Consider the following 25,906-nt stretch of genomic DNA (forward strand, 5'->3'; position numbering starts at 1 on the left):
AATACATCAACACACTGTTCCGGGTTCGGATTGAATGGCATACAATACGTGTCGCGCTAATGGATGTGAAGGATCAAGATTAGGATGCAGAAAATCACCGTCGCTCACGTGCGTCATTCCTATTTTTTCCATCACCCTTCGTGATCTGAGGTTATCAGGCACCGTAAACGCAACCACTTTTTTCAATTTTAAATGATTAAACGCAAACTCCAGCACTGCTTGAGCACCTTCAGTTGCGTATCCTTTGCCCCAACAGGATGAGGCAAGACGCCATCCAATCTCAACACAAGGTGTAAAATGCGCCTCCCAGGAAGGATTGTTTAAACCAATAAAACCAATAAATGCTTGAGTTTCCTTTTCCTCTACAGCCCAGAGGGTAAATCCTTTATTAACAAGTTGTGATCTCATACGTGTTATAAAAGAGTGCACCATATCCATAGTCCACATACCAGGAAAGTACTCCATTACTTTAGGATCCTGATTCATCAAAAAGAAAGGAACACTGTCTTCATCGTTCCAGTCTCGTAAAATTAAACGAGAAGTTTCCAAACTGTTCATGGCAAATAAATCCTTCCTTCCATATATAGGTGACAGTTACCATACAATAAAACGCGCTTATCCTTGATCTCGCAGTACAGTTCCCCTTGTCTACGGCCGCCTTGAAGAGCATGAATAACCGATTTATTTAACTCCTTACACCAATAAGGTGCGATGACGCAATGAGCTGAGCCAGTTACCGGGTCTTCTGGTACATCACAACCGGGATAAAAGCATCGTGAATAGACATCAGTACCAGAGCCTGGAGCTGTTAAAATTAATCCCCTATAATCCAGCCTGGCGACAGCAGACAAATCAGGAGTCGCTTCTTTGACATCCAATGCATCTTCATAAACGAACATCAAATCAAATTGACTTTGAAATACCCTATTGGGCATTTTTAAATTTAAATTGTGCATATCCGGAGTCCATGCGGTTTCATTTAATGGCAACTCCGGAAAATTCATGACCAAACCCTGATGTGATTTTTTAACAATCAATTCGCCACTTAAACTATTAAATCGAATTTCCTGTTCTTTATATCCCATTTTTTCGAAAATAATATAAGCGCTGGCGAGCGTTGCATGACCACAAAGAGCAACTTCTTCATTGGGGGTCAACCATCGTATTCTGAATCCATTTCCTTCAGGCACAAAAAACGCGGTTTCAGATAAATTATTTTCCGCAGCTATAGCCTGCATTTCCGCATCAGTAAGCCACTCATTCAAGGGACATACTGCTGCAGGATTTCCCTTAAATAAACTTGATGCAAAAGCATCAACCTGATATATCGTCAAACTGTTCATAGTTATCTCCCAAAGAAACGTATACATAATATACATAGTTTGTTATTATATAGCAAGCTATATAAATTAAGGATGTTCATGTATCTCTCTACTTTACTTAAAAAAACCAACAGGCTATTGCTCAAACGTGCCAATGAATTAATCAAACCTTATGCAATAAACCACGCGTACACATTTATTCTGATGGAATTATTTAATCAGGATGGTTTAACTCAAACGGAACTTGTGCAATTAATTGATGTAGAACAACCCACGCTGGTCAGAACGTTGGATAGAATGGAACGAGATGGATTTATTATCCGTAATCAAAGTTCTTATGACAGGAGAGCAGTAAATATATCTCTAACACCTAAAGCAAAGGCAACAAAAGATAGTCTCGAGCTTATCGCTCACCAACTTAATGAGCAGGCACTGGTGGGATTTTCTGATGAAGAATTAGCTAATTTACGCGATTACATGCACCGAATTTCAGAAAATTTGAAACACAATTTTAATAAGTAATATATAGAAATTAGATAAGTACTTTGTTAATTTCGAATCATTTTTTTTTAACTGCTCATTTCCGGATGAAAAATCCCCAATATTTCAGTGGATTATCGGTATTCAGTCGCTTATTCTTTTTAGAAACTTCATCTCAACATTGAAGTGGAATAAAAAAATAAAAATCGTCACAAAATATAAATTTAAAACCTACTTTAAAATTATTCGACAATGTGATTAAATATGCAACACCATTAAATAAACGTATTCTATCTTACGTTTTAGTACGCTTTTGGAGTTGTAATTTTGATTTATGAGATATATTCCTTCGATTTTGACGGATGCCTGGCAAACCTTTTATATTTATCCAGTAAGAAAAAAGACATTATTCGTGCCAATCAGGGCTTACTCGCGCTAATCAAAACATCATCCAATCCTAAAATTATTCTGGTAGGCTCCAACAGACAAGGATTCTTAGACGATTTTACCAACGCTGCAGATAATAAACGAGGCTCCTGTTTCCCGGCAATTAAACTGATCTGTCAGGAACTGAATACTCACGAAGCTCCTGCAACTCTGGATGAATTCTTACTTAGTGACATCTATAACGATCTACCCGATGGTGCTTCCTTTAAAGAAGCACTTAAATATATAGAAAAAAACAACAAAGATTATAAAGTTGACAAAGTAAAGAGACCTGATCTTTTTCCAAACTGGATCCATGATGAGAGTAAATTAACGGTTATTTATGCTCAAATGCACAAAATGGCAAAGGACCATCCCCATGATGATCTTCAATTTAATTTCATTGATGATCGAGAAGATATTTTAAATAACTTGTATGAATACTTCGAAAAATATCCGGAGCTGATTCCCCATAATGTCACTTTGAACTTAAAAAGGTATATGGGACCAGTAGATAAAAACGAAAACCCGATTGATCCCTTGGTAATGGAATATGCACCTATCAAAGGAACAAGACCTGAAGCGGATCAGGACTACCGGCAAACGGTTAAGATGATGGCTGCAGTGACCATTGAACAAATGAATGCACATGATTATTATCTATGCGCCACCAAGGCCAAAAGTCCTATAAAAAGTTACGAAGAAGCCAAAAAATACAATTACAATATATCCGTGATTAAAGCCGCCAGTTATTATAAACCAGGTATGATGCCCATTAATCCACCAGAATTTACTACCCCCAAAAAAAGCAGATTTGCTATTTTTGGAAAATCATTCTTTTCCAGTAAAAATATACTAACTGAAGTGAACAGTTCCTATTCTAGTTCTAATCCCTCGTTCTCCATTCCAGGCAGCAGTACAGACTCAACTCCAAAGCCTGGTTTTAGTTATGCCTCGAGTTCAAGTTCAAGTTCGAACATTGACGATGATTCCGATCCCGTTTATGTGCCAAAAAATAGTGCTAATTTGGAATTAACATTAGACCCCATTCCAGAACATCCGATAGAAGAAATTAAAGATGAAACTCATGAACCAGGACATCAGTTTTTTAATGCGGAACAGCACGAAACTGATACAGTAAAAGTCCCAAGGGCTATAGGGCTACACCGATTATTCGCTCCCATAGAAGACGAGACCCAGGAAATTATTTTATCAGAGCCCAATATGGAAACCGTTATAAGTATACCGGCTAGTTCAAATTAACATGCAACAGAGCATATAGAATAGGCATAGACGATTTTTTACAATCAATAAAAAGTCGTCCTTGCACACTCTAATACTGAATTGTAACGAATTACCGCTCTGCTTTGAGATTATTGAAAACCACTTGCTACCTGGCGTTTTGCTGAATCAATAAATTAGGAATAAAGAGAAAATGGAATAGTTGCTAAGGAGTAAGCCAGACTGAATTATCTGGCTTGAATATCTTATTTATTATTCGTTTGCTTCGGTAGCTAAAACAACCTCTTGGGCTTTCAGTCCTTTGGGACCTTTATCCAGCACAAAAGTAACAGGATCATTTTCATGAAGTGTTTTAAACCCAACACCTTGAATGTCTTTGTAATGTACAAAAATATCATCGCCCTGCTGATTAATAATAAATCCAAATCCCTTTTTTTCATTAAACCATTTAACATGGCCTGTCTCTCTCTGCGACATTAGCTATCCCCTTTGTCTTAAACTTTTTACATCGTGATCGTTATTTAAAATATATTAATGTTTATTTCAGATAGTCTGTCAAAATGACTAAAATTAAGTCATTCATTAAGTTGCTATCTGCGCTATAATAAACAGTTTCTCTATGCACGAATAAACACGCACACTCTGATTAGCATAACAGTTTTTTGTTGATTGTTAAGGATTTTTTTCAAAAAATGTGTTTGTTTTCAATAATTTTTTGTTTTAGGAATGAATAATGAATCATACCAAATCATCTTTTATAAAATTAGCTCTAGATTGTCAGGTTTTAAAATTTGGTGAGTTTACGCTGAAATCTGGCAGACTTAGCCCCTACTTTTTTAATGCGGGATTATTTTATCATGGTAGCGCTTTGCGTAAACTGGGACAGTTTTATGCCCAAACAATTATGAATCATCGGATTGAATTCGATCATTTATTTGGCCCCGCCTACAAAGGTCTTCCCCTTGCGACTACTACAGCGGTAGCGTTGGATGAGTTAGGTAAAGACTGTACTGTCACCTTTAATCGAAAAGAAGTTAAAAATCATGGAGAAGGTGGACAATTAATTGGCTCTCCATTATCTGGAAAAACGCTTATTATAGATGATGTCATTACCGCAGGAACTGCTTTTAGAGAGTCTCAAACGCTGATTAAGGAGAATGGGGGTATTCTCAGCGGAGTAATTATAGCTTTGGATAGATGTGAACAAGGCCTCACCAAACAATCAACTTTATCAGAAATCAAAGCTCAAGGAATTAATGTCTATTCTATTATCAATTTATTTGATTTAATTGAGTATCTGAAGAATGATAATCAAAGCACCCAGGTGAAAAAATTGGAAGCTTATCAGGAGCTGTATGGGTGTGAGAGTTAAACAATTCATGGATACTCAGGTTCAATATCACGACCATAAAATGAGACATTTCATCGAGAGCCATTCAGGCTGATGACTGACTTTTCTAATGAGGAACATTATCTACTAATCAATATAAACTTTCGTCTTTGCGAGCAACGCGAAGCAATCCAGAACGAAGTTTTATTGGACACGTGTTCTGGATTGCTTCGCGATGCTCGCAAAGACGGGTATTTATAGGATCATTGGGACTTTAAGAAATACATTTTTGGAGTTATTAATTATTAGGATTAGGGGATTACTCAATCCTCAGCCTGAACGTATTAAGGGTAAATAAGATTAACTAATCCTGCTTAGCGCCCGGATCACTCTCTGAATATAAATTAAGAACAATCCGGGTTACCCATTTAGGATAACCCGGACAAAAATTAACTAGACTATTTTGCGTCTTCTTCTCTTAGCTCAAGCCACATTGCATTCAATACTGCAAAAAAACAAGCCAAACCAGTACCTAAAACCCAGGAAAAATACCACATACCACTCTCCTCAATAAGCTGAATCCTGATTATCCAGAACAGTTTTCTCAGTTACTTTGCCTCGCAAAACTCTATAAACCCATGCAGTGTAAGCCAGTATTATAGGTAAAAATACTATCGTTACAACCAACATAATAAACAAGGTCAACTGACTGGAGGAACTATCCCAAACCAGTAAACTGTGTTGTGGATAGGTTGACGAAGGAAGAATAAAAGGAAACATACTCACACCAACAGTTCCAATCAAAGTACCAACACTCAGTCCGCTAAAGATAAAAGCCAACACAGCTCTATTTGCAAAAACTATAGCGAACAACGTTGACACAAGACTGAGGGCAGGAACCAGCATCGTCAAGGGATAGGCAGTATAATTATTAAACCATGCGCCGGCTTGACTTGATGCTGATTTGTATAATGGATTTGATGGTCCATCATGTGGAACTATGCCATTAAGGACATACCCGTCAATGCCATAGAAAGACCAAAATCCCAAGGCGCAAAAGAGTACAATAACACCCAACGCGCACCATTTGGCGCTGGCTTTGGCTCTTTGCTGCAGAACCCCTTCTGTTTTGACCTGAATGAAAAAAGCGCCATGCATAGCCAGCATTAACACAGACAGAATACCGCATCCCAGAGCGAAAGGATTTAGTAGCTGCCAGAAGCTTCCTGTATAAAATACTCTTAAGCTCTCATCAAAATAAAAAGGGACTCCCTGCAAAACATTACCTAAAGCGACTCCAAAAATCAGCGAGGGAACAAAACCACCAATAAATAAAGCCCAATCCCAAGTGGTTCGCCAGACTGGATTTGTCAGCTTGGAGCGGTATTTAAATCCAACCGGTCTTAGAATCAATGCTAAAAGAACAACCAGCATTGCCAGATAAAAACCGGAAAATGATAGAGCATATAATGCAGGCCAGGCAGCAAAAATAGCGCCGCCACCCAGGATAAACCAAACCTGATTACCTTCCCAGGTCGGTCCAATGCTGTTAATGAGCACACGTCGCTCGATATCCGTTTTGCCTAACCAGGGCAGCCACATGGCAACACCCAGGTCAAAACCATCCATTATTGCGAAACCGATTAATAAAATACCTATTAATAACCACCAAATCACTCGTAATGTTTCATAATCTAAAGGCATTGGTATCTCCTAAAATTAGTGCTGCATGCCATCTGGACCAAGGCGAATATATTTCACCATTAAATAAAGCTCTACAATGGCCAAAACAGTATAAAATAATACAAATCCAGCTATTGAGATCATGACCTGACCGGGAGTTAATGCTGAGGCGCCCATAAAAGTTGGCAATATTCCCTGAACGACCCAGGGTTGTCGACCATATTCAGCAACCACCCAGCCTAATTCAGCAGCAACCCAGGGTAGAGGTAAAGAATAAAATGCCATTCGATGATACCAACGGGTTTTTTCCAATCGATGTCGTACCGATAAATAGAAGCCGATTGCAAAGAGCAGAATAAAGTAAATACCACAGGCAACCATTATTCTAAACGAAAAAAACATAGGTAGAACCTTGGGCTTCAAGTCCTGAGCGGCCAAGTTGATTTGATCTTCAGTAGCATCCGTTACATTTTCAGTATATTTCTTAAGCAATAATGCATAGCCAAGGCTGTCGCTGTGTTCACTAAATACTTTTTTAGCCTCTTCATTATTGGGTTCTTTTTGCAAAGTTTTCAAAGCATTATAAGCAATCATACCGTCTTTGATTTTTAACTTGCCTTCCTCGATCAACTCAATAATTCCCAACAATGGCGTATTTAATGAACGAGTGGCAATAATACCTAATGCAAAAGGAATATCGATGGAATATTTGGTACTCAGAGTTTTCTCATCGGGTATACCAAAGACAGTTAATGAGGCAGGAGCTTTCTCTGTATGCCACATAGCTTCCATAGCAGCCAATTTCATCTTTTGGTTTGAGTTTGCTACGTACCCGCTTTCATCTCCTAATACCACTACAGATAATGCTGAAGCCAAACCAAAGGATACAGCTACCGTCATGGAGCGTTTAGCAAAAGCCTTATTGCGATCACGTAACAGAAAATAAGCGCTTATGGATAAGACAAACATGGCGCCTGTAACATAACCCGCACTGATGGTATGAACAAACTTGGCCTGGGCGACTGGATTAAACAACATATCATAGAAACTGCTGACTTCCATTCGCATGGTTTGATAATCAAAATAGGATCCAACGGGATTCTGCATCCAGCCATTAGCGATCAAAATCCATAATGCAGACAGGTTGGTCCCCAAGGCTAAGAGCCAGGTACAAATCATGTGTTGAAATTTGGTCAGTTTATCCCATCCAAAAAAGAATAATCCAACAAAAGTAGCTTCAAGAAAGAATGCCATCATCCCTTCAATTGCCAGTGGCGCGCCAAACACATCACCAACATAATGAGAGTAATAGGCCCAGTTAGTTCCAAACTGAAACTCCATAGTTAGGCCGGTTGCAACACCCAAAACGAAATTAATACCAAATAAAACTCCCCAGTACTTGACCATTTGCCGCCAGATTTCCCGTCCGGTCATGACGTACACCGTTTCCATAATGGCAAGCATCACCGAAAAACCCAAGGTCAGCGGAACAAATAAAAAGTGGTAAAGCGCGGTTAAAGCGAATTGTAACCGGGAAAGATCTACTACCTCACTAACAGGAATCATTAAATCACCTCTTATTAATTTGGGAATACTCTGATTGTACTGATTTACCTAACATCCATTCCTTGCCACTTGACAGTACAGGATGCATTCCTCGGACACAGACGTACCATAATAGAAAAAGCAATATCATTTTAACTGTTATCGTTAAAGTTATATCTCGCGTAAATGGTTTCATAGTAGTTATCCAGATTTGGAACACCAATACTATATATTAAGTAAAAAAAATTTTCACTAAGTTCTTGACAATGCTAAAGATAATCATTATCATTAAATTTTGTTTTAACGTGTTAATACATTAATATGAAACTACATTTTGATACTAAAAATTCTGCCCTTCCCGAATTGATGCAAGCCATCAGTTTATTAAATGATAAAGAAGAAGCGCTTCAATTTTTTACGGATTTATGTACTCCGGCTGAATTGGAATCGATGGCTGACCGTTGGCAAGTTGTTCCCTTGCTCCGTCAAGGCATACCCTATCGCACTATTCATGACCAAACCGCTGTTAGCGTCACTACCATCACTCGTGTAGCCCGTTGTTTAAGTTTTGGAACTGGTGGTTATAAACTTATTGCAGATCGAATGGAGAATTTATGAAAAATCGTTTACGACTGGCCTTACAAAAAAAAGGACGATTATCTGATGAATCCATCAGTCTGTTACAACGTTGTGGCTTAAAATTTCGTATAAAACCCAATGCTCTTCTCACTCATGTAGATAATTTTCCTATAGATTTGCTTTTTGTACGTGATGACGACATTCCCACTTTAGTATTTGACGGTTTATGCGACGGGGGAATTGTTGGTGAAAACGTTTTATTGGAAGCATCTCTGGCTAAACCTGGTAAACTTTTTAAACAATTATTATCTTTAGGCACCTGTACCTGTCGTTTATCCATAGCAGTACCAGAATCCTTTGATTACCAGGGTCCCGGTAGTCTGGATGGTAAACGAATCGCAACCAGCTACCCTTATTTACTCAAAAAATATCTGGATGAACGTGCTATTTGCGCTGAAAGCCTTATCTTGTCAGGTTCCGTAGAAGTCGCACCCCGTATGGGAATGGCTGATGCGATTTGCGATCTGGTATCAAGCGGCCAGACTTTGGAAGATAATAAACTCTATGAGGTAGATACCGTACTTCAAAGCCAGGCAGTATTCATTCAGACTGAACAGCACTTTTCACCCGAAGCTCAGGAGCTATTTGACATGCTTGCTCGACGTATTCAGGCGGTTCAGCAAGCTCAGGAACGGAAATACATTGTTTTTCATGCCCCCAAATCTGCACTGGAGCGTATTTCGAAACAATTACCTGGTGCGGAAGCACCAACCATTCTCCCTTTACCAGATAACCTGGATAAAGTTGCAGTGCATGTTGTTTCCAGTGAACGTGTCTTCTGGAAGACACTGGAAACAATACAGGCCTTAGGCGCAAGTTCAATTTTAGTGTTACCCATTGAAAAAATGTTGGAGTAAGTACGATGTTAACCATTACAAACTGGCAATTGTTATCACCTTCTGAACGAGCACTGTGCTTATCCCGACCTGTAGAGACTGATTCAGTCAAAAATAAAGTTCTGGAAATCATCCAACAGGTACAAACTACCGGGGATCAGGCATTATTTGAGTTAACGCGAAAACTGGATGGAGCCTGTTTAAAGCAGCTCAAAGTGCCGCAACAAAAAATCCAGGATGCAACAATCGATCAGCACGTTCTTTCTACCATGAACCAGGCCATCCAGACGATAACCAACTATCACCAGTCTTTAATACCTGAAGAGAAAAGCATCTGTACAGCTCAAGGGATTCACATTCTTACTACGTACAGACCGATTCAAAAAGTAGGTTTATACGTCCCGGGCGGAAATAAGACTCCATTAATATCCTCTCTTTTAATGCAGGCGATACCTGCTCGAATCGCCGGATGTCCAATAAAAGTACTGTGTACTCCGCCAGACGCAAACGGAGAAATCAATCCTCATTTACTGGTTGCTGCCCGATTATGCGGAATTGAAACCATCTACACTCTGGGTGGCGCCCAGGCAATTGCAGCCATGGCGTATGGCACTGAAAGCGTGACTAAAGTGGATAAACTGTTTGGACCGGGTAATCGTTACGTTACCGAGGCCAAAAGTCTGGTATCCATAGATCCATGTGGTGCAGCAGCAGATATGCCAGCAGGGCCATCTGAAGTCATGATCATCGCCGATAATCATGCCAATCCTTCGTTCGTTGCAGCAGATTTATTGGCTCAGGCAGAGCATGGTGCCGACTCACAGGTCATTTTAATCTGCGAGAATTCAGAATTTGCCAACGAGGTCAATCAAGAGATACAACTGCAGTCTGTACACTTATCGAGATCTTCAATTATTAATCAATCGCTGGCTAAAAGCAGAATCATTGTCTGCTCAAACAGCACGGAACAGCTGGCTATTATCAACAATTATGCACCAGAACACTTAATTATTAACCGGGATGATGCTGATTCATGGGTAAGTCACATTAATTCTGCAGGAACAGTATTCCTCGGTTCATGGGCTGCAGAAACCATGGGAGATTACGTCAGTGGCAGCAACCACGTACTGCCTACAAACGGTTATGCAAAAAATCATAATGGATTAAGTACTCTTGATTTCTTAACCCGTTTTAATGTGCAATCTATAAACCAGGAAGGTATCAAAAACTTAGGTCCGGCTGCTGTTTGTCTTGCTCAAATCGAAGGTTTGGATGCCCATGCTAACGCAATACAAATCAGACTCAATGCCTTGGAGGCTTAAATGTCCATACTTAACTTAATACGACCCGAGTTGCTAAACAGCCAGAATTATGTGCCTGGTGGAGAAGATTGCACATTCAGACTTCATGCCAACGAATTACCCTGGTGTCCTGTTAACTCAAACGGCGCTATGTCTCTGAATTTTTATCCGGATACTCGTTTGCAAGCTCAATTACAGGCCAGGTTAGCTGAACGCTATCAGGTCGATAAAGATCACATTGTACTGACCAGAGGCAGTGATGATGGGATAGATCTGGTAACGCGCTTATTTTTAACAGCACGTCAAGATGCATTCATGCAATTTCCTCCGACTTTCCCTATGTATGCCTTTTATGTTCGTCTACAACAGGCTGAACTCATTCAGTGTCCACTGAACCCTCTTGATGATTTTAGCCTTTCTTTAGAACAGATTAAAAACAGTTGGCAATCCAACTGTAAAATTATCATGTTTTGCAGTCCTAATAATCCAACCGCAAATTTAATCGACCTGGATCTGATTGCTGCTACGTGTGACCATTATGCAAACCGTTCAGTCATCGTCGTTGACGAAGCGTACATCGAGTTTTCCAGAACAAAAAGTGCTGTGTCCTTGCTTAATCGTTATGAAAATCTGATTATATTAAGAACGTTATCCAAAGCATGCGGCCTGGCAGGCTTGCGTCTTGGCAGTATCATCGCTCAAGCTCACGTTATAGAAGCACTCAATAAAATTATAGCGCCTTATATTATTCCGAGCACAAATATTGAATTAGCTGCCCAGGCATTAGATAACACGAACTGGTTTCCCTCGGTTATCGAGCGCATCTGCAGTTCACGGCAAAAGCTCATTCAAGTATTAAACAACAGTCCTGTGATTGAAAAAGTATATCCATCTGAAACCAATTTCGTACTCATTAAATCGCAGTATGCTAAAGAATTAACTGCCTGGTTCGCGGAACACAACATCGCTGTAAGAGATTTCCCCCCTTCTTCCTTATTACACGATCATTTGCGCATCACAGTCGGTGATTCGGAGCAAAATCAATTACTCATTACCTCCCTATCTAATTTTATCAATAATGTTTCAGGATTAAATTATGCAAAAGATCTTATTTATTGACCGTGACGGTACCTTAATTGAAGAGCCCTTTGATAACCAGGTCGATTCATTGGAAAAAATAAAACTGACGCAGGGAGTAATCCCTGCCCTGCTTCAGCTCAAAAAAGCAGGGTTCAAATTCATTATGGTTTCCAATCAAAACGGAATTGGCACCTCCAGCTTTCCAGAAGAAGATTTTGCGATTTGTCATGAATTTACCCTCGATCTGTTTTCTTCGCAGGGCATATTATTTGATGAAATATATATATGTCCTCATATGCCCGAAGATAATTGTAATTGCCGAAAACCTAAAACCGGATTACTGGATCAGTTTATGAGGGATGTACCTGTTGATAAATCCCGTTCCTGGGTTATTGGTGATAGAGATACCGATAAAGCATTAGCGGATAACTTAGGAATTCAATTTCTTCCCATATCCAAAGAACACTCATGGGATGATATTGCGGTATCCTTATTGAATAATCGCCGCAGCGCCATCGTTTCCAGAACAACAAATGAAACACAAATACAGCTGAAATTAACCTTGGATAGTGACCAAACCAGTGCTATTAAAACCCCCATCCCATTTTTTAATCACATGCTGGAACAGGTCGCAAAACACGGTGGCTTCGATCTGGATCTACAGGCATTGGGCGATGTGGAAGTTGATGATCATCATCTGGTTGAGGACACTGCAATTGCTTTAGGTGAAGCAATTAAAACAGCACTCGGTGACAAATGGGGAATAAATCGGTACGGATTTACCTTGCCTATGGATGAAGCCCTTGCCTCCATCGCAATTGATATAAGTGGTAGAAGCTTTTGTCAATTCAATGGTCAATTTAGCCGGGAGTTTGTTGGTGGTATGGCTACGGAGATGGTCCCGCATTTCTTTCACTCCTTATCCAGTGCTTTGGGTGCAACCATTCACCTGACTGTAACCGGTTCCAATCACCACCACATGATCGAAGCGTGCTTTAAATCATTGGGAAGAGCATTGAGACAGGCTTGTGCCAGGACCAGTGAAACACTCCCGTCAACCAAGGGGATGTTATGATTGCTGTAATTGATGTGTGTGGCAATAACCTGACTTCTCTGGTTAATGCGTTGAAACGTCTGGAAGTCAATTATCAATTAACCCATGATAGCAAGGAAATACAGCAAGCATCCCATGTGATTTTACCCGGAGTGGGCACAGCAACTTATGGTATGAATGCATTACGTGACTGTAATCTGGTGGAGATTATTACTCGCTTGAAACAACCCTTACTGGGCATCTGTCTGGGCATGCAATTACTTTTAGATTTCAGTGAAGAAGGGATGATTGACTGTTTGGGATTAATTCCAGGTCGGGCTGAATTATTAAGTAGAACTCAAGACTCCCCTGTTCCGCATATGGGATGGAATCAATTGCAATGGCGCACGGAATCTCCATTACAAGAGGGATTAAAACCGAGTGATTATGTCTACTTTGTCCATAGTTATGCGTTAAAAGACAATGACCATGCTGTAGCTCAATGCGATTACAATGAACAATTCACGGCAATTGTTAATAAAAATAACGTTTATGGAATGCAGTTTCACCCGGAAAAATCAGCCGGGATTGGGCTTACTTTACTTAAAAATTTCTTATCTCTGGAGGCTGTATGTTAATTATTCCAGCAATTGATTTACAGGCAGGGACTTGCGTTCGTTTAAAACAAGGACAGTTTGATCACGTAACCCAATTTAATATTCCACCAGTTGAGCGTGCTTTATATTTTAAAAAATCAGGAGCACAACGATTACATATAGTCGATTTGGATGGTGCTCGTATGGGGGCCATGCAGCAACTGCCTTTAATTTGCGCCATGTTGGGCACTGGGATCTCCGTTCAGGCCGGAGGGGGAATTCGAAGCATTGAGCAGGCAAAACGATGCGTTGATTCCGGTATTTCCCATCTGGTCATTGGCAGCATCGCGATTTCAAATCAGGAAATTACCTCCCAGATTATTCAGGAAATTAAACCAGAACACATTATTCTGGCTCTTGATGTACGTATTGATCAGGACGTTCCTGTTCCAGCGATTAATGGATGGCAGGTTAATAGCCAAAGCAACCTTTGGGATGTGGTTGGTTATTATCATCAATTAGGTATAAATAACATACTGTGTACAGACATCGCCTGTGATGGAATGATGTCTGGACCTAATTTTTTCCTGTACCAACAGGCAGTAGAACGTTTCCCGAACATTTCCTGGCAAGCATCAGGAGGAATTCGGAATAAAGAGGATATCACTACTCTTGAATCCCTAGGTGTCGCAGCCGCAATTCTGGGATTAACCTTGTATCAAGGTAATTTTGATTTGGCTGAATGTTTACAAGAGTATGCATGATGAACGCTCATAATCAGATCCGGGTTCAATTGAAGAGGTATTTTTTATGTTAACCAAACGCATCATACCTTGCCTTGATGTCTGCGATAACAAGGTGGTCAAAGGGGTCAAATTCCGCAATCACAGAATTATAGGTGATATAATTCCTCTGGCAGCCCATTATTCTGATACAGGTGCTGACGAACTGGTATTTTATGACATTACTGCCAGCAGTGATCTGCGTTCCGTATCACCCGACTGGGTCAATCAGGTTGCAGCCGCAATCAATATACCTTTTACAGTTGCCGGGGGAATTCGTACTGTACATCAAGCCAAATCATTGCTAAATGCTGGAGCAGACAAGATTTCGGTTAATAGTCCAGCATTGGAAAATCCATCATTGATTAACGAATTAAGCGCTCAGTTTGGTACTCAATGCGTCGTTATCGGGATTGATAGTCAATGGATTGTAGATGATTACTATGTGTATCAATACACGGGGCATGAAAAGACAAGCATTAACTCCCGGCGTAAAACCAGGGAATGGGTTAAGGAAGTCCAGGATAGAGGAGCAGGTGAAATAGTTCTTAATTGCATGCAATCTGATGGTGTACGTTCAGGTTATGACCTGATTCAGTTACAGGAAATGCAGAGTTTATGTCAGGTACCCTTAATTGCTTCTGGAGGTGCTGGTTCAGTGGAAGATTTCATTGAATTATTTCATCGAACCGCAATCAACGGTGCATTAGCTGCCAGTATTTTTCATGACAACAAAGTATCGATAAACGAAGTGAAGCAAGGCCTTCAGGCAAACAATATTGAGGTGCGAATATGAATGATTTGGAACTAAACGCTCTGGATTGGCAGAAAATGAATGGTTTATTACCCGCCATAATTCAACATGCTGAAAATGGTACCGTATTGATGTTGGGTTATATGAATCAGGAATCTTTAAGCGCTACACTGTCCAGCGGTCAATTGACTTTATACAGCCGCAGCAAACAAAAGTTATGGCTCAAAGGTGAGACTTCTGGAAACAGCATGACCATACGGCACATCAGCACTGATTGTGATAAAGACAGCCTGTTAATCCATGTCATACCAAAAGGACCAGCATGTCATCTTGGCTATACCAGTTGCTTTCAACCACCATTAACCAGCACTCTTGGTTTTCTTGATGGTTTAATCGATTTAATAAATGATCGAGCCAGACAAAATAGCAGCAACAGTTATACATCTCAGCTTCTTAATGAAGGACTGAATAAATGCGCACAAAAGGTAGGGGAAGAAGCAGTTGAAACAGTTATCGCGGCAGTAAATCGAAACAGAGAAGAATTGATAAATGAAACAGCAGATCTGATCTTTCATTTACTCGTATTATTAAAATCCTGCGAATTGAGTTTCTATGAAGTCCTGCAATGTTTACAGGATAGGGATAGATCAGTTCATACCTGATAAGCAATACACGTGGTGGTGTTCTCTCCTACATCATGAAGGCACTACCTCGTCTCTTTCCGAACCCATTCTTCGTCACCCTCCGCACTCAATTTTCGTCACCCTCCGCGAAGGCGGAGGGTCCATGAGGAATAAGTCCAATAGCAAAAACCATAAACAAATTGTCATATCACTTGATTGTTTCTAATAAAAAATGGGGGGTTATATTCAGAAATTACATCAAATCTCATCAAAAAGGTTGGGGAACACTCGAATAGGTAGAGAAAGAATGGCCCCTCCGCCTTCGCGGAGGGTGACGGGGAATGAGTTGCGGAGAGTAATGATGCTACGGGGAATGAGTTGCGGAGAGTAACGATGCTACGGGGAATGAGTTGCGGAGAGTAACGATGCTATGGGGAATGAGTTGCGGAGAGTAACGATGCTATGGGGAATGAGTTGCGGAGAGTAACGATGCTATGGACCCTAATAATTACCCAGAGATTTTTTCATACGAACAATACGTTGATATGCCTCGTTAATTCGCTGTTCCGAAATGTCACCTGAATGAACTTTTTGCTCAATAATATCAATGATTTCTTTAGGATCCTGAAATTGTTGTACCAACTGATTTCCAAATATCAACATGTCTGCGCCGGCATTAATAGAAAGAGTAAGGGCTTTGGCCAAGCCATAGTGATTTGTAATTGCCTTCATCTGCAGATCATCAGTAATGACTACCCCATCAAATTTTAAATCATGACGTAATAAACCAGTAATTATTTTAAATGAAAGTGACGCAGGAAGGCCTGTTGCATCCAGTTTTCTATTAACAATATGCGCAATCATCACCATGCCACAATGCTTGGGTTGTCTTATCTGCTTTGCAAAAGGAATCAATTCTTGCGCACTCCAGGTATCCGTTACATCGACAAAGCCTAAATGAGAATCTGCGAACGAACTCCCATGTCCCGGAAAATGTTTGTAGGCACATTGAATGTGATTATCCAAAAATTGTTCTGTAAATACTGAAGCATATTGGGACACTACTGCAGGATCTGAAGAAAAACTGCGCTCCTTTTTACCGATTATTGGATTGTCTGGATTAACATTAACATCCAGGTCCGGAAAAAAATCCAAATTAATTCCTGATGTGTTCATAGTAACAACCATTAATTTTGCTATAGATTTAGCCTCTACCAAAGGCATGGTACCCACAGTTTTTGCAGAAGGAATATCGGGAAAACCATATGCAGGACTCAATCGGATCACTTGACCGCCTTCGTAATCAATCGAAATGAATAAAGGAAGATTTTCTCGATGAGATAATTTATTGGCTTTTTCTGTGATTTCTTGTAATTGCTGATCCAGTTTTTTAAGTTGCTCAGGTGTTCCTATATTTTTATCAAAAGTTTGCGACTGTTGATTAAAATCAAACAGAATTACTCCGCCAATATTATTCTGTTTTATTGAAACAGCAATTGGCGAATGTTCATTAATCTCTTTTCCTTGAAAACCAAGGATAAGCATTTGTCCGATTTTATCGCGAAGCGTCGGTTCTGCAGCATAAAAACCTGTAGAAAATACACCTAAAAGAACGGTCAGAATAATTCGATAAATAAACAATTTATTTCTCTGTACTTAAGAAATACTCATTAAAACAGGATTCCATAAATAGCACACCAATTAATTTCTTTCTCGACAAATAATTCACTTCACTCCCAATCTACAGCTGTGATTGAGCAGAAATTGCTTGTTCACAAATTGTCCGTAACCCAATGCTCATTTGTTTCAATGCAGGTATTTGTTGAACATCCACATGGTATTCTTTGGCGAGTTTGATTGGATCCGTAAAACTTAGCCAGACCTGCCCTGAACCATCCTTTGTTGCCATAATACGTAGAGGTAAATCAAGAGCAAGAGCAGCATTGGTCTGCATTAACACTGTACCTTTAGCTGGATTACCTAAAATTAATACCTGAGTATCAGGAAGAGCCTGATTTGCGTTACGCGCTTCAGATGCATGATCTATACGTGCAAAGACAGTTCCTCCATTTTTTTTGATTAAGCTGGAAACTCTATCCAGTGTTTCTGATACTGAATAAGGACTTTGCACTGTTTCAGACCAATCTGAACCAGTCGGTGTGCCCAGCTTTACGTCAAATGATGCCGCAATTTTACGTGCTAGAATATCCAAATCAGGTAAATTACCTTTATTAGTCAATAAAGTGACGCAGAGTAACTCGGAAGGATCAGTAAACCGACTTAAAAATGCTGAATAACCCGGAATAGATCCTTTGATTTCCATCAATCCTTTATGCCCGGGGAAAAACCATCCCACATTACCAGGAACAGAATGATCATTAATAATTGGAGCACTGTACAGGAAACTCCTGTCAGCAGCGTCTTTAACTAAAATATCTCCCGCAAGACCAATATCCCATAAACTGATATCCTCAGCAGATGCGATTATACCGCTCGCGGCAAAGGTAGCAGACCAGGTTGCAGGAGGAACGGCAACAACACCCTGTTCTGATTGACTATATCCCATAGCTGTTTCAACCGGATTAATGAATACGGGATTGTGCAGAAAAGTACTGTGTTTAAAAGGATGAGTCCCATTATTTATTTCATTGGAAATGGATTGAACATCAGAGATAAAAAAGGTATGTTTTAAATCCAAGCGTTCAATTTGATTCTTCGTCACATAATTCTGATAACTCATACCACTGACTTTTTCGATTATCAAACCCAATAAATAAGGATTGGATGCACTGTTGCGCATTTGAGTACCCGGGTTAAATAACAGTTCTTTATCATTGATTAAAGCCAGAATATCCTGTGCTTGATAATTTTTTGCATAATTGAATTCTGTACTCAATGTGTAATCAGATAAACCTGAACTGTGCGTTAACAATTGTCTGATGGTTATTGATTGCCAGCTTTTGGGCAAATCAGGAAGAAACTGCGAAATAGAAGCATCAAGCTGTATTTTACCTTCTTCCTTCAGTTGCATTATCGCTACTGCGGTGTAGGCATTGGTCAGCTGTCCAATATTAAAAACAGTCCTTGTAGCGGCCAGACGCCTGTTATCGATATCTGCAAGACCATAGCCTACAATACGAGTAATATAAGGGGCTTGTACTATAGCTAAAACCAATCCTGGAACCTTATTTTCATCCATGTATTGTATGATTAAATCATCGACTGATTGCCCCTGGTACACTGTATGAACATCACCTCGACCATTTCCAGCATAAGAAGTTACAGAATCCATAAGAACCCCTGTTAAAATGATCACTATTAAACATCCTTTTATCCATTTAGTATTCACGGACTAGTCCTTGTTTAATATTTTTTTTATCTGCATTTATCTTAAGATTAGTAGATAAAAAAAGAACTTGCGTAATAATTTATTAAAAGTGAATCAGAAAAAATCCGGGACAATTTTAAATAGATGCAGCCCTCTATATTCTCTTTTTAAGATTCGTAAATTATAGGCAATACGCTGCGGTTTACGAGCTGCAGCATGTCGTATATACACAGCCTAGACTACAGCCAATAATACCGCGGTAAGATAATTACCTTCAGGAAAAGAAGCCAGAGTCGGATGGCAACTCGCCGGTCCATAGACTCCGAGAATTCGAACCTGTTTGCCTACAACTCCAGCTTGTCCACAGACCAAAGCACAAAACTCCTGGGATGAAAGTGCTGAGGAACAGTTGCAGGTCATCAAAAGCGAACCTGTTTTCATATGCTTAAACACTTCCCTGTGCAGAAAACGATAATAATTTTTTGCTTTTTGCACATGCTGTTGTGAAGGGACTAATTTAGGGGGATCCAGGACAACAATGTCATATTCCCCGGCCTTTATGAGATAATCACGCGCATCAGCCTCAATAAAATCAATAGTGGTTAAGTCATTTAACCTGGCATTGTTTTTCGCCTGATGTATTGCCTGTGCTGAACTGTCAACAGCTGTTACACGTGAAGCCCCTGCTTTGGCCGCATGCAATGCAAAACCACCCGTATAGGTATAAAGATCCAGGAGAGATTTACCTTTGGATAACTCAGCTATTCGCTTATGATTTTCTCTTTGGTCAATAAATAAGCCGGTTTTTTGTGCATGAGCAAATTCAACCTGAAATTTAACCCCCTCTTCCAAAACTTCTGCTGTCTGCTTGATGTCCCGAGTTTCTACGTTCTTCCAACCATCCTGCGCTAATGGTTTGCTTTGCGAAATCCAAATCAATTGATCTTCTGGAACTAGTTCATGAAGCGCTTGAGAAATAAGTTCTTTATTCAATTCAACCCAATACGCAGAACTGGAAATCACACAGATCTGATTGAATCTGTCAATGGTCAGTCCGGAAAGTCCATCAGCCTCACTGTTGAATAATCTATACGCTGTTGTCTGTTCACCGGGTAAATTTAAACTCTGTCTCACTCGCTGAGCCTGGTGGAGTCTGTGAGTAATTATTGATTTATAATTGCTTTGATCGAATGGCTCATTTGCTAATGCTAAAACTCGAACCCGATATAAGGAATGTTCATTATAGACGCCAACACCAATATACTCTCCTTCCGCGCCATAGATCTGCACTAAATGCCCTGTAACCAGTTTACCGCTATTTCGGGCAATGGCTTTGGGAAAAATCCAGGGATGCCCTCTTAATACTGTATTTTGTTTTGCTCCCACTAAAAAAATTTTAGCACTCATTTCTATTTCCCACAGACCAAAAGTCGGCTAATCTACACTATTGAATGATATTTCTGCAATGGAGAGAAGGACAATTATGCTGCAATCTATAAAAACGATATTCATTATTCTATGTTTATCACTTTTTAGTTCTTTAACATCCGCAGATCCCTGGTTTACAGGACCCTTACTCGCCCCCGCCGGACATACCATTCCTAAAGGACATTCCAACTTTGAAGTTTATGGTATCGATGTCTTTACTGATGGAGCCTATAATGCAGCAGGCAACGTCATACGTACTCCTCTATTCAGATCGTTTATTATTAATCCTATACTGACACATGGCTTTACTGACTGGCTGGACTTTCAAATCACCGTTCCTTATGTGTTCAACTCAACACGTGGTGTCAGCTCCAACCGATTGACTGATGTTTCTGTTGCAGCTGGGTTTCAATTATTTGAACAAAAAGGTGCCCTTAATCGTATGGACGTTCGTGTTTTACTGCAAGAAACCCTCCCTACCGGACGATATGATCACCTGAATCCTCAGTTAGCGGGAACTGATGCAACGGGTCTTGGAGCTTACCAGACTCAATTGGGTATAAACCTGCAATACCTGCTCCCTGTATTTAATACTCATTATTTACGAACCAGACTCATTATTTCCCGCATATTCGGAAGCACTGTATGGGTTGATGGGCTTAGCAGCTATGGCGGAACAAACAATACCCATGGCAGAATCAGATTAGGCGCAGAAAATGATTATGATTTGGCATTTGAGTATACATTAACACAGCACTGGGTTGCTGTTATGGAAGGATACATTTCAAACGGGCAAAATACCCGCTTTAATGGTATCCTCGATATTGGCAACGTGGGAAGTCCACCTACCAATATCAGTATCGGTAATGGTGCATTTAAAGAAAAGGCTCTTGCACCAGCATTGGAATATAACTTTAATTCTAAAGTGGGTATTATTGGCGGTGTCTGGTTTCCAGTCAGTGGGAAAAACACATCCCACTATCTAACCTATATGTTAGCACTTAATGCATTTTGGTAATAAATAAAGGCATGCACTACCATGGAAAAAAAAAATAAATTCTCATACGGACTAACGCTAGGTGCCTTGGGTGTTGTATACGGCGATATCGGCACCAGTCCTTTATATGCTTTAAAAGTTACCTTATCCAATCTGCCCATAACCCAGGCCGCAGTGCTGGGCGTTTTATCACTAATATTCTGGTGTCTAATAATCATTATTTCATACAAATATCTGATTATTGTATTTCGTGCAGATAACGATGGAGAAGGAGGCATTCTTGCCCTCCTGGCGTTAATGAAACATAAAAGCACAAAATATGAACCATTATTCTATATTGTAGCCATATTCGGGGCGGGGCTTTTATTAGGTGATGGCATGCTTACCCCAGCCATATCAGTTATCAGTGCGGTTGAAGGTCTGGGTACCTTATCGCATACCTTCACACCTTTTATTCTGCCAACAGCCTGCATCATACTTATCTTTCTTTTTATGATTCAATCTCGGGGTACAGAAAGTATAGGCTATCTCTTTGGCCCCTTCATTATGGTCTGGTTTCTTACTATAGCCATACTGGGTGTCATTCAAATCATCAAACTGCCACTAGTGCTTCAAGCTATAAATCCCTATTATGGTATTTCTTTTTTATATCATGAAGGCTTAAGAGGCTACCTGTTATTAGGCGGTATTTTCCTGGTTATGACTGGAGGAGAAGCTCTTTTTGCCGATATTGGTCATTTTGGTAAAAAACCGATAAGAGCCAGTTGGTTTTTTGTAGTACTACCCTGTCTGCTGCTTAATTATTTTGGTCAGGGCGCCAACCTATTATCCCATCCGGAGTCCATTAGTAACCCCTTCTATATGATAGCTCCGAGCTGGTTTTATTTACCATTAATCATCATTGCCACCTTCGCTACCATCATTGCTTCGCAAGCGGTAATTTCAGCAACGTTTTCTTTAACCAAACAGGCTGTATTATTAAGCTTATGTCCACGAATACCCATCATCCAAACGTCCAGAAAACATTCAGGTCAAATTTACGTACCACAAATCAATTTTATACTGTTTGTAGGTACCCTGTTTTTTGCTCTAACATTCAGGACATCAGACAATCTGGCACATGCCTACGGTATTGCCGTCAATATTGACATGCTACTGGTCGATGCGATGGTAGCTTATGCAGCCATATCAATTTGGGATTGGTCTAAATTTAAAATTGCATTAATTTTTGGCTTATTCATTGCGATAGACTTCGCATTTTTAGGCGCTAATTTCCATAAATTCTTTACTGGCGGCTGGGTCCCTGTCATATTTGCCTTATTCATCGCCTTTATCATGTACACATGGAAGTATGGATTAGAATATTTAAGAAACAATTTCTATTTGAATAAAGAAGATATTTCAAAAATATTAAAACAACTGCAATATAAAAGCCTGAACCAGCTTCCGGGCGTAACCGCAATTTTCATCACTGATGTTTATGATAAAAGCGGAGGAAGTTTTCTTCACTTTTTAAAACTCAGCAGATCAGTTCCCGAAAACGTGCTTATAGTTAATTATGTAGTAGAGAATATTCCTTACGTGCATTACAGCGAACGCTACGAAATTGCCTGCCTTGATGAACGGGTTTGTAAACTGACCTTGCATTATGGTTTTATGGAAACTATTTCGCTGCCAAGAGCTTTAGAAAAAGCCAGCGAAAAACATCTTTTGCCTTTCAAATTAAATATTGATCATGCAACTTATATGGTTGAAATACCTAATGTTATGGCTTCAAAAGCCAAGAAATCATTAGCATTCTACTCTCAGGAGCGGTTATTTTCCTTCTTAATGCGCAATTATTCGGCGAATTTGAATATTGAATTTTTTAAATTGCCCTACAACAGAACCATTGCTATCGGTACTTACTGTATTCTATAAAGAGATCAGTTCAGGTTGATTTAAAGGCAGATCAACCATGAACTGTGGTCTTTGAAGCTGATTAATCTTTCTTATCTGCCATCAGACACGTTCATAAATGCATCGCATTAATCAGGATTCTGATCGCAGCATGCAGTATTTCATGGTAAAATTTCTAATTTATTTAAAGGATAAAACATGTGGTTCAATAATGCTCTTATATATCAATACGAATTGGATGAAGCATGTGATTTAAATGCTTCTTTAGCTGAAGAAATTCTTAAACCATGTCCTCCACATGCACGATTTATATACGGATGGCTTCCTGCCTTTGCTGATGAAATGGTTCATGAAGTTGCTGGTAGTGCCCTGATTTGCATGGGCAAAGAAGAGCGTATATTACCTCGTGGGGTAATTAACAAAATGCTTGAAGAAAGAATCCAGACGATTGAAACACAACATGGCCGTAGCGTGAAACGAGCTGAAAAGGCTCAAATTGCAGAAGACCTGGAGTTCGAATTACTACCCAAGTCATTTTGCGTCCAAAAAAGACTGCCTGCAATTCTTGATACTGTCAGTAAACGCATCATCATCAATGCATCAAGCAACAATCAGGCCTCTCAACTTACATCACTTTTGAGAAAATCTGTTGCAGGAATTACTATAGAACCGCTTACTCATACAGAAAATCTGGCAGTTCGATTTGCCGAGTGGATTCATTCTCCCGAAACCTTACCTACGGATTTCCAGTTAGCATCTGACTGTTTGCTGTTTTCTCTTGATGATGAAAAAAAACGAGTACATTGTAAAGGATATGAATTACCTGCTGAGGAAATTTTAACTCTGCTCTCTCAGGGAATGGCTACTGCTGAAATTTCATTAATCTGGAAAGAACGAATTCAATTCACGCTAACTCATGATTTTACATTTAAAAAATTGAAAAGCCTGGACTATCTGCTCGATGATTTTAATGAAATCAGGGGACTAGACGAAGAATACCAACGCCAGGACGCTGCTTTAACCTTATTAGGTGGTGAATTAAGGGAACTGACTAATGATCTTCTAAAAGCATTGCTTCCCACTTCTGCAGCCTCAGATTCATTAAACTCTGAAGAGATTCCAGAAGAAGCTTTGGTTTAATCAAAACATGCAATTTGGCTTTTTCTCTATCAATTCAATATTCAAATCTACCGGGTTCCAGCAGCGCTAGAGCCCGGGTTAACTCTATTATCAGAAATTTAGAGGAGATGCATTACTCTCCCCTCGAATACAATTAAGAAGCAACACGTACCATATTGGACGTGTGATAGGTAGCTTGATAAACAGCCATTGCATCTTCTGCGGCCTTCTTAAGTCCTAAAGCCATGTTGGCATCATACATTACCACCAGTGCTTGTTGAGCACTTGGAGCCTGTGGATAGGTTTTTACCAAATAATTGGCTCGTTCTATAGCTGCGACATACAGTTTACGTTTGAAATAATACTGTGAAACATCGAGTTCATGTTGAGCAAACATATTACGCAAATAAATCATACGCTGTAAGGCGTTTGCTTTGTATTTACTGTTTGGGAACTTTTGGATTAAGGTCGCAAAATCAAGGAAAGCCTGGGTCTGAGTACCGGGATCACGCCATGATTCATCCATGGGGAATACTTTAGCAAAAACACCACGAGTTTGTTGAAAATTAGCTAAACCCCGCATGTAATAGGCATAATCAACATTTTTAGCGCGTGGATAAAGATGAATGAAACGTTCTGCTGTTGCAGCTGCCGATGGATAATCTTCATTCTGATAGTAAGCATAAATTAATTCCATTTGCGATTGCTCAGTATAATCACTAAAAGGATACATAGATTCCATCGCTTCAAGCTGTTTCGCTGCCGTCGCATATTCTTGTTTGCGTAAAGATTTTTGTGATGCAGCATAAAGCTGTTTCGCTGTCATCCCCTTATATGGATTTTTTTCTTCGTCATCCTGATTCCATTTGGCACAAGAGGACAAAGCAATAACAAGACCAACCAGGAACACAATTTGAATTCGTTTCATAAACTACACCTATATTTTGTATCTGTTGCACTATCCAACAGCGACAGGAAAATTTGGGACATTATACCTAGGACACACTAATTTGCGAACACTCTCTCGCTGATTCTTTAATTTAAATAACATGAACATAGAACAGAAGTACTGTATTCGCTCCAATTAGTTCAAGTACAACAAAAATTTCAAAAACCATTTGCAAAACATCAGGCGTTACGATAGTATTCTCGGCTGTCGGAGAGATGGCAGAGCGGTCGAATGCGGCGGTCTTGAAAACCGTTGAAGGGCAACCTTCCCAGGGTTCGAATCCCTGTCTCTCCGCCAAATCTTACTCGTAATCACTTAAAATAAAATTATTTCTTCATATATATCTTCGAATAACTATCCTTAGATCTTCATCAATAATATCACTCTGCAAATAAACCCAATTTTCGTTCATTGAATATCATATCCCCACAGCTGTTTGTGAGGATAATTCAGGGACAAACCGAGGCAGGTGACCGGTCTAAACCAATTGTCACCAGCCCCTGTTCATTACAAA

26 protein-coding genes and 1 tRNA gene are annotated in these 25,906 nt (G+C 39.8%); 16 read left to right on the forward strand and 11 right to left on the reverse strand.

What is annotated here, in order from left to right:
• Positions 1-6 precede the first annotated feature (6 nt).
• Entirely contained in the window at positions 7-558 is a 552-nt protein-coding gene (locus Lqua_RS16205; RefSeq protein ID WP_083501374.1) for a GNAT family N-acetyltransferase, read from the reverse strand.
• On the reverse strand, positions 555-1,343 hold the full coding sequence (locus Lqua_RS16210; RefSeq protein WP_058475327.1) for a PhzF family phenazine biosynthesis protein: 789 nt from the start codon (positions 1,341-1,343) through the stop codon (positions 555-557). Before Lqua_RS16210 ends, Lqua_RS16205 begins: the two co-directional genes overlap by 4 nt.
• A gap of 78 nt (positions 1,344-1,421) precedes the next feature.
• Between Lqua_RS16210 and Lqua_RS16215 the strand changes: the two genes are divergently transcribed.
• Both Lqua_RS16215 and Lqua_RS16220 read left to right on the forward strand, forming a co-directional pair.
• Entirely contained in the window at positions 1,422-1,844 is a 423-nt protein-coding gene (locus Lqua_RS16215; RefSeq protein ID WP_058475328.1) for a MarR family winged helix-turn-helix transcriptional regulator, read from the forward strand.
• 285 nt (positions 1,845-2,129) lie between these two features.
• Positions 2,130-3,491, forward strand: coding sequence for a hypothetical protein (locus tag Lqua_RS16220; protein WP_058475329.1), 1,362 nt, complete (start codon positions 2,130-2,132; stop codon positions 3,489-3,491).
• Positions 3,492-3,722: 231 nt separating this feature from the next.
• Here Lqua_RS16220 and Lqua_RS16225 read toward each other — a convergent pair whose 3' ends face one another.
• On the reverse strand, positions 3,723-3,947 hold the full coding sequence (locus tag Lqua_RS16225) for a cold-shock protein (protein ID WP_058475330.1): 225 nt from the start codon (positions 3,945-3,947) through the stop codon (positions 3,723-3,725).
• Positions 3,948-4,203: 256 nt separating this feature from the next.
• Here Lqua_RS16225 and pyrE point away from each other — a divergent pair, with 256 nt between their 5' ends.
• On the forward strand, positions 4,204-4,842 hold the full coding sequence (pyrE, locus tag Lqua_RS16230) for an orotate phosphoribosyltransferase (RefSeq protein WP_058475331.1): 639 nt from the start codon (positions 4,204-4,206) through the stop codon (positions 4,840-4,842).
• Positions 4,843-5,258: 416 nt separating this feature from the next.
• Here the strand turns inward: pyrE and cydX are convergent, their stop codons facing one another.
• The 4 genes from cydX to cydP are packed head-to-tail and all read right to left on the reverse strand — an operon-like array spanning position 5,259 to position 8,224.
• Positions 5,259-5,357: a cytochrome bd-I oxidase subunit CydX gene (gene cydX / locus Lqua_RS17755; protein WP_065240195.1), complete on the reverse strand. Its 99-nt coding sequence runs from the start codon at positions 5,355-5,357 to the stop codon at positions 5,259-5,261.
• A gap of 10 nt (positions 5,358-5,367) precedes the next feature.
• Positions 5,368-6,504, reverse strand: coding sequence for a cytochrome d ubiquinol oxidase subunit II (gene cydB / locus Lqua_RS16235; protein ID WP_058475332.1), 1,137 nt, complete (start codon positions 6,502-6,504; stop codon positions 5,368-5,370).
• 15 nt (positions 6,505-6,519) lie between these two features.
• Complete coding sequence (locus Lqua_RS16240; RefSeq protein WP_058475333.1) at positions 6,520-8,049, reverse strand: cytochrome ubiquinol oxidase subunit I; 1,530 nt, start codon at positions 8,047-8,049, stop codon at positions 6,520-6,522.
• Positions 8,050-8,053: 4 nt separating this feature from the next.
• A complete protein-coding gene (cydP, locus tag Lqua_RS18965) occupies positions 8,054-8,224 on the reverse strand; it encodes a cytochrome oxidase putative small subunit CydP (RefSeq protein ID WP_338011284.1) in 171 nt (56 codons plus the stop codon).
• Between the two features lie 125 nt (positions 8,225-8,349).
• Between cydP and Lqua_RS16245 the strand changes: the two genes are divergently transcribed.
• The 9 genes from Lqua_RS16245 to hisIE are packed head-to-tail and all read left to right on the forward strand — an operon-like array spanning position 8,350 to position 15,711.
• Positions 8,350-8,646 carry a YerC/YecD family TrpR-related protein gene (locus tag Lqua_RS16245; protein WP_058475334.1) on the forward strand — a complete coding sequence of 99 codons (297 nt, stop codon included), beginning with the start codon at positions 8,350-8,352 and terminating at the stop codon, positions 8,644-8,646.
• Complete coding sequence (hisG, locus tag Lqua_RS16250; RefSeq protein WP_058475335.1) at positions 8,643-9,524, forward strand: ATP phosphoribosyltransferase; 882 nt, start codon at positions 8,643-8,645, stop codon at positions 9,522-9,524. The genes Lqua_RS16245 and hisG overlap by 4 nt, the downstream gene beginning before the upstream one ends.
• A gap of 5 nt (positions 9,525-9,529) precedes the next feature.
• On the forward strand, positions 9,530-10,825 hold the full coding sequence (gene hisD, locus Lqua_RS16255) for a histidinol dehydrogenase (protein ID WP_058475336.1): 1,296 nt from the start codon (positions 9,530-9,532) through the stop codon (positions 10,823-10,825).
• Entirely contained in the window at positions 10,826-11,923 is a 1,098-nt protein-coding gene (gene hisC / locus Lqua_RS16260) for a histidinol-phosphate transaminase (RefSeq protein ID WP_058475337.1), read from the forward strand.
• Positions 11,901-12,959: a bifunctional histidinol-phosphatase/imidazoleglycerol-phosphate dehydratase HisB gene (gene hisB, locus Lqua_RS16265; RefSeq protein ID WP_058475338.1), complete on the forward strand. Its 1,059-nt coding sequence runs from the start codon at positions 11,901-11,903 to the stop codon at positions 12,957-12,959. Before hisC ends, hisB begins: the two co-directional genes overlap by 23 nt.
• A complete protein-coding gene (gene hisH / locus Lqua_RS16270; protein WP_058475339.1) occupies positions 12,956-13,555 on the forward strand; it encodes an imidazole glycerol phosphate synthase subunit HisH in 600 nt (199 codons plus the stop codon). Before hisB ends, hisH begins: the two co-directional genes overlap by 4 nt.
• Positions 13,549-14,277 (forward strand): 1-(5-phosphoribosyl)-5-[(5-phosphoribosylamino)methylideneamino]imidazole-4-carboxamide isomerase, encoded by a 729-nt coding sequence (locus Lqua_RS16275; RefSeq protein ID WP_058475340.1) that lies wholly within the window; start codon positions 13,549-13,551, stop codon positions 14,275-14,277. Before hisH ends, Lqua_RS16275 begins: the two co-directional genes overlap by 7 nt.
• A gap of 46 nt (positions 14,278-14,323) precedes the next feature.
• The gene (gene hisF / locus Lqua_RS16280) at positions 14,324-15,091 is read left to right on the forward strand and encodes an imidazole glycerol phosphate synthase subunit HisF (RefSeq protein WP_058475341.1); all 768 of its coding nucleotides are present in this window, start codon (positions 14,324-14,326) and stop codon (positions 15,089-15,091) included.
• On the forward strand, positions 15,088-15,711 hold the full coding sequence (gene hisIE, locus Lqua_RS16285; RefSeq protein WP_058475342.1) for a bifunctional phosphoribosyl-AMP cyclohydrolase/phosphoribosyl-ATP diphosphatase HisIE: 624 nt from the start codon (positions 15,088-15,090) through the stop codon (positions 15,709-15,711). The genes hisF and hisIE overlap by 4 nt, the downstream gene beginning before the upstream one ends.
• A 462-nt stretch (positions 15,712-16,173) precedes the next feature.
• Here the strand turns inward: hisIE and Lqua_RS16290 are convergent, their stop codons facing one another.
• The 3 genes from Lqua_RS16290 to Lqua_RS16300 all read right to left on the reverse strand — a co-directional run bounded on the left by Lqua_RS16290 (position 16,174) and on the right by Lqua_RS16300 (position 20,407).
• Positions 16,174-17,313 carry a glycoside hydrolase family 3 protein gene (locus Lqua_RS16290; protein WP_058475343.1) on the reverse strand — a complete coding sequence of 380 codons (1,140 nt, stop codon included), beginning with the start codon at positions 17,311-17,313 and terminating at the stop codon, positions 16,174-16,176.
• A 100-nt stretch (positions 17,314-17,413) separates the two neighbouring features.
• On the reverse strand, positions 17,414-18,964 hold the full coding sequence (locus Lqua_RS16295; protein WP_058475344.1) for a serine hydrolase: 1,551 nt from the start codon (positions 18,962-18,964) through the stop codon (positions 17,414-17,416).
• Between the two features lie 270 nt (positions 18,965-19,234).
• A complete protein-coding gene (locus Lqua_RS16300; RefSeq protein WP_058475345.1) occupies positions 19,235-20,407 on the reverse strand; it encodes a class I SAM-dependent rRNA methyltransferase in 1,173 nt (390 codons plus the stop codon).
• A gap of 76 nt (positions 20,408-20,483) precedes the next feature.
• On the opposite strand from Lqua_RS16300, the gene Lqua_RS16305 reads away from it, so the two are divergent.
• The 3 genes from Lqua_RS16305 to Lqua_RS16315 all read left to right on the forward strand — a co-directional run bounded on the left by Lqua_RS16305 (position 20,484) and on the right by Lqua_RS16315 (position 24,464).
• Positions 20,484-21,446 (forward strand): hypothetical protein, encoded by a 963-nt coding sequence (locus tag Lqua_RS16305; protein WP_238585601.1) that lies wholly within the window; start codon positions 20,484-20,486, stop codon positions 21,444-21,446.
• A 21-nt stretch (positions 21,447-21,467) separates the two neighbouring features.
• Positions 21,468-23,345 (forward strand): potassium transporter Kup, encoded by a 1,878-nt coding sequence (locus Lqua_RS16310; protein ID WP_058475347.1) that lies wholly within the window; start codon positions 21,468-21,470, stop codon positions 23,343-23,345.
• A 177-nt stretch (positions 23,346-23,522) separates the two neighbouring features.
• A complete protein-coding gene (locus tag Lqua_RS16315; protein ID WP_058475348.1) occupies positions 23,523-24,464 on the forward strand; it encodes a recombination-associated protein RdgC in 942 nt (313 codons plus the stop codon).
• A gap of 133 nt (positions 24,465-24,597) precedes the next feature.
• On the opposite strand, the gene Lqua_RS16320 is transcribed toward Lqua_RS16315, so the two are convergent.
• Complete coding sequence (locus tag Lqua_RS16320) at positions 24,598-25,371, reverse strand: outer membrane protein assembly factor BamD (RefSeq protein ID WP_058475349.1); 774 nt, start codon at positions 25,369-25,371, stop codon at positions 24,598-24,600.
• Positions 25,372-25,601: 230 nt separating this feature from the next.
• On the opposite strand from Lqua_RS16320, the gene Lqua_RS16325 reads away from it, so the two are divergent.
• Positions 25,602-25,689: transfer RNA gene (locus Lqua_RS16325), tRNA-Ser, on the forward strand.
• Positions 25,690-25,906: the final 217 nt, after the last annotated feature.

It is taken from the genome of Legionella quateirensis, assembly GCF_001467955.1.
GTDB lineage: Bacteria > Pseudomonadota > Gammaproteobacteria > Legionellales > Legionellaceae > Legionella > Legionella quateirensis.

Coding starts and splice junctions, on each gene's coding strand:
- hisD (WP_058475336.1), top strand. CDS start 9,530: ATGTTAACCATTACAAACTGGCAATTGTTATCACCTTCTGAACGAGCA.
- Lqua_RS16305 (WP_238585601.1), top strand. CDS start 20,484: ATGCTGCAATCTATAAAAACGATATTCATTATTCTATGTTTATCACTT.
- Lqua_RS16245 (WP_058475334.1), top strand. CDS start 8,350: ATGAAACTACATTTTGATACTAAAAATTCTGCCCTTCCCGAATTGATG.
- Lqua_RS16215 (WP_058475328.1), top strand. CDS start 1,422: ATGTATCTCTCTACTTTACTTAAAAAAACCAACAGGCTATTGCTCAAA.
- hisF (WP_058475341.1), top strand. CDS start 14,324: ATGTTAACCAAACGCATCATACCTTGCCTTGATGTCTGCGATAACAAG.
- hisB (WP_058475338.1), top strand. CDS start 11,901: ATGCAAAAGATCTTATTTATTGACCGTGACGGTACCTTAATTGAAGAG.
- cydX (WP_065240195.1), bottom strand. CDS start 5,357: ATGTGGTATTTTTCCTGGGTTTTAGGTACTGGTTTGGCTTGTTTTTTT.
- Lqua_RS16240 (WP_058475333.1), bottom strand. CDS start 8,049: ATGATTCCTGTTAGTGAGGTAGTAGATCTTTCCCGGTTACAATTCGCT.
- hisIE (WP_058475342.1), top strand. CDS start 15,088: ATGAATGATTTGGAACTAAACGCTCTGGATTGGCAGAAAATGAATGGT.
- Lqua_RS16275 (WP_058475340.1), top strand. CDS start 13,549: ATGTTAATTATTCCAGCAATTGATTTACAGGCAGGGACTTGCGTTCGT.
- Lqua_RS16210 (WP_058475327.1), bottom strand. CDS start 1,343: ATGAACAGTTTGACGATATATCAGGTTGATGCTTTTGCATCAAGTTTA.
- Lqua_RS16315 (WP_058475348.1), top strand. CDS start 23,523: ATGTGGTTCAATAATGCTCTTATATATCAATACGAATTGGATGAAGCA.
- cydB (WP_058475332.1), bottom strand. CDS start 6,504: ATGCCTTTAGATTATGAAACATTACGAGTGATTTGGTGGTTATTAATA.
- hisH (WP_058475339.1), top strand. CDS start 12,956: ATGATTGCTGTAATTGATGTGTGTGGCAATAACCTGACTTCTCTGGTT.
- hisG (WP_058475335.1), top strand. CDS start 8,643: ATGAAAAATCGTTTACGACTGGCCTTACAAAAAAAAGGACGATTATCT.
- Lqua_RS16320 (WP_058475349.1), bottom strand. CDS start 25,371: ATGAAACGAATTCAAATTGTGTTCCTGGTTGGTCTTGTTATTGCTTTG.
- pyrE (WP_058475331.1), top strand. CDS start 4,204: ATGAATCATACCAAATCATCTTTTATAAAATTAGCTCTAGATTGTCAG.
- Lqua_RS16225 (WP_058475330.1), bottom strand. CDS start 3,947: ATGTCGCAGAGAGAGACAGGCCATGTTAAATGGTTTAATGAAAAAAAG.
- Lqua_RS16205 (WP_083501374.1), bottom strand. CDS start 558: ATGAACAGTTTGGAAACTTCTCGTTTAATTTTACGAGACTGGAACGAT.
- Lqua_RS16300 (WP_058475345.1), bottom strand. CDS start 20,407: ATGAGTGCTAAAATTTTTTTAGTGGGAGCAAAACAAAATACAGTATTA.
- cydP (WP_338011284.1), bottom strand. CDS start 8,224: ATGAAACCATTTACGCGAGATATAACTTTAACGATAACAGTTAAAATG.
- Lqua_RS16295 (WP_058475344.1), bottom strand. CDS start 18,964: ATGGATTCTGTAACTTCTTATGCTGGAAATGGTCGAGGTGATGTTCAT.
- hisC (WP_058475337.1), top strand. CDS start 10,826: ATGTCCATACTTAACTTAATACGACCCGAGTTGCTAAACAGCCAGAAT.
- Lqua_RS16310 (WP_058475347.1), top strand. CDS start 21,468: ATGGAAAAAAAAAATAAATTCTCATACGGACTAACGCTAGGTGCCTTG.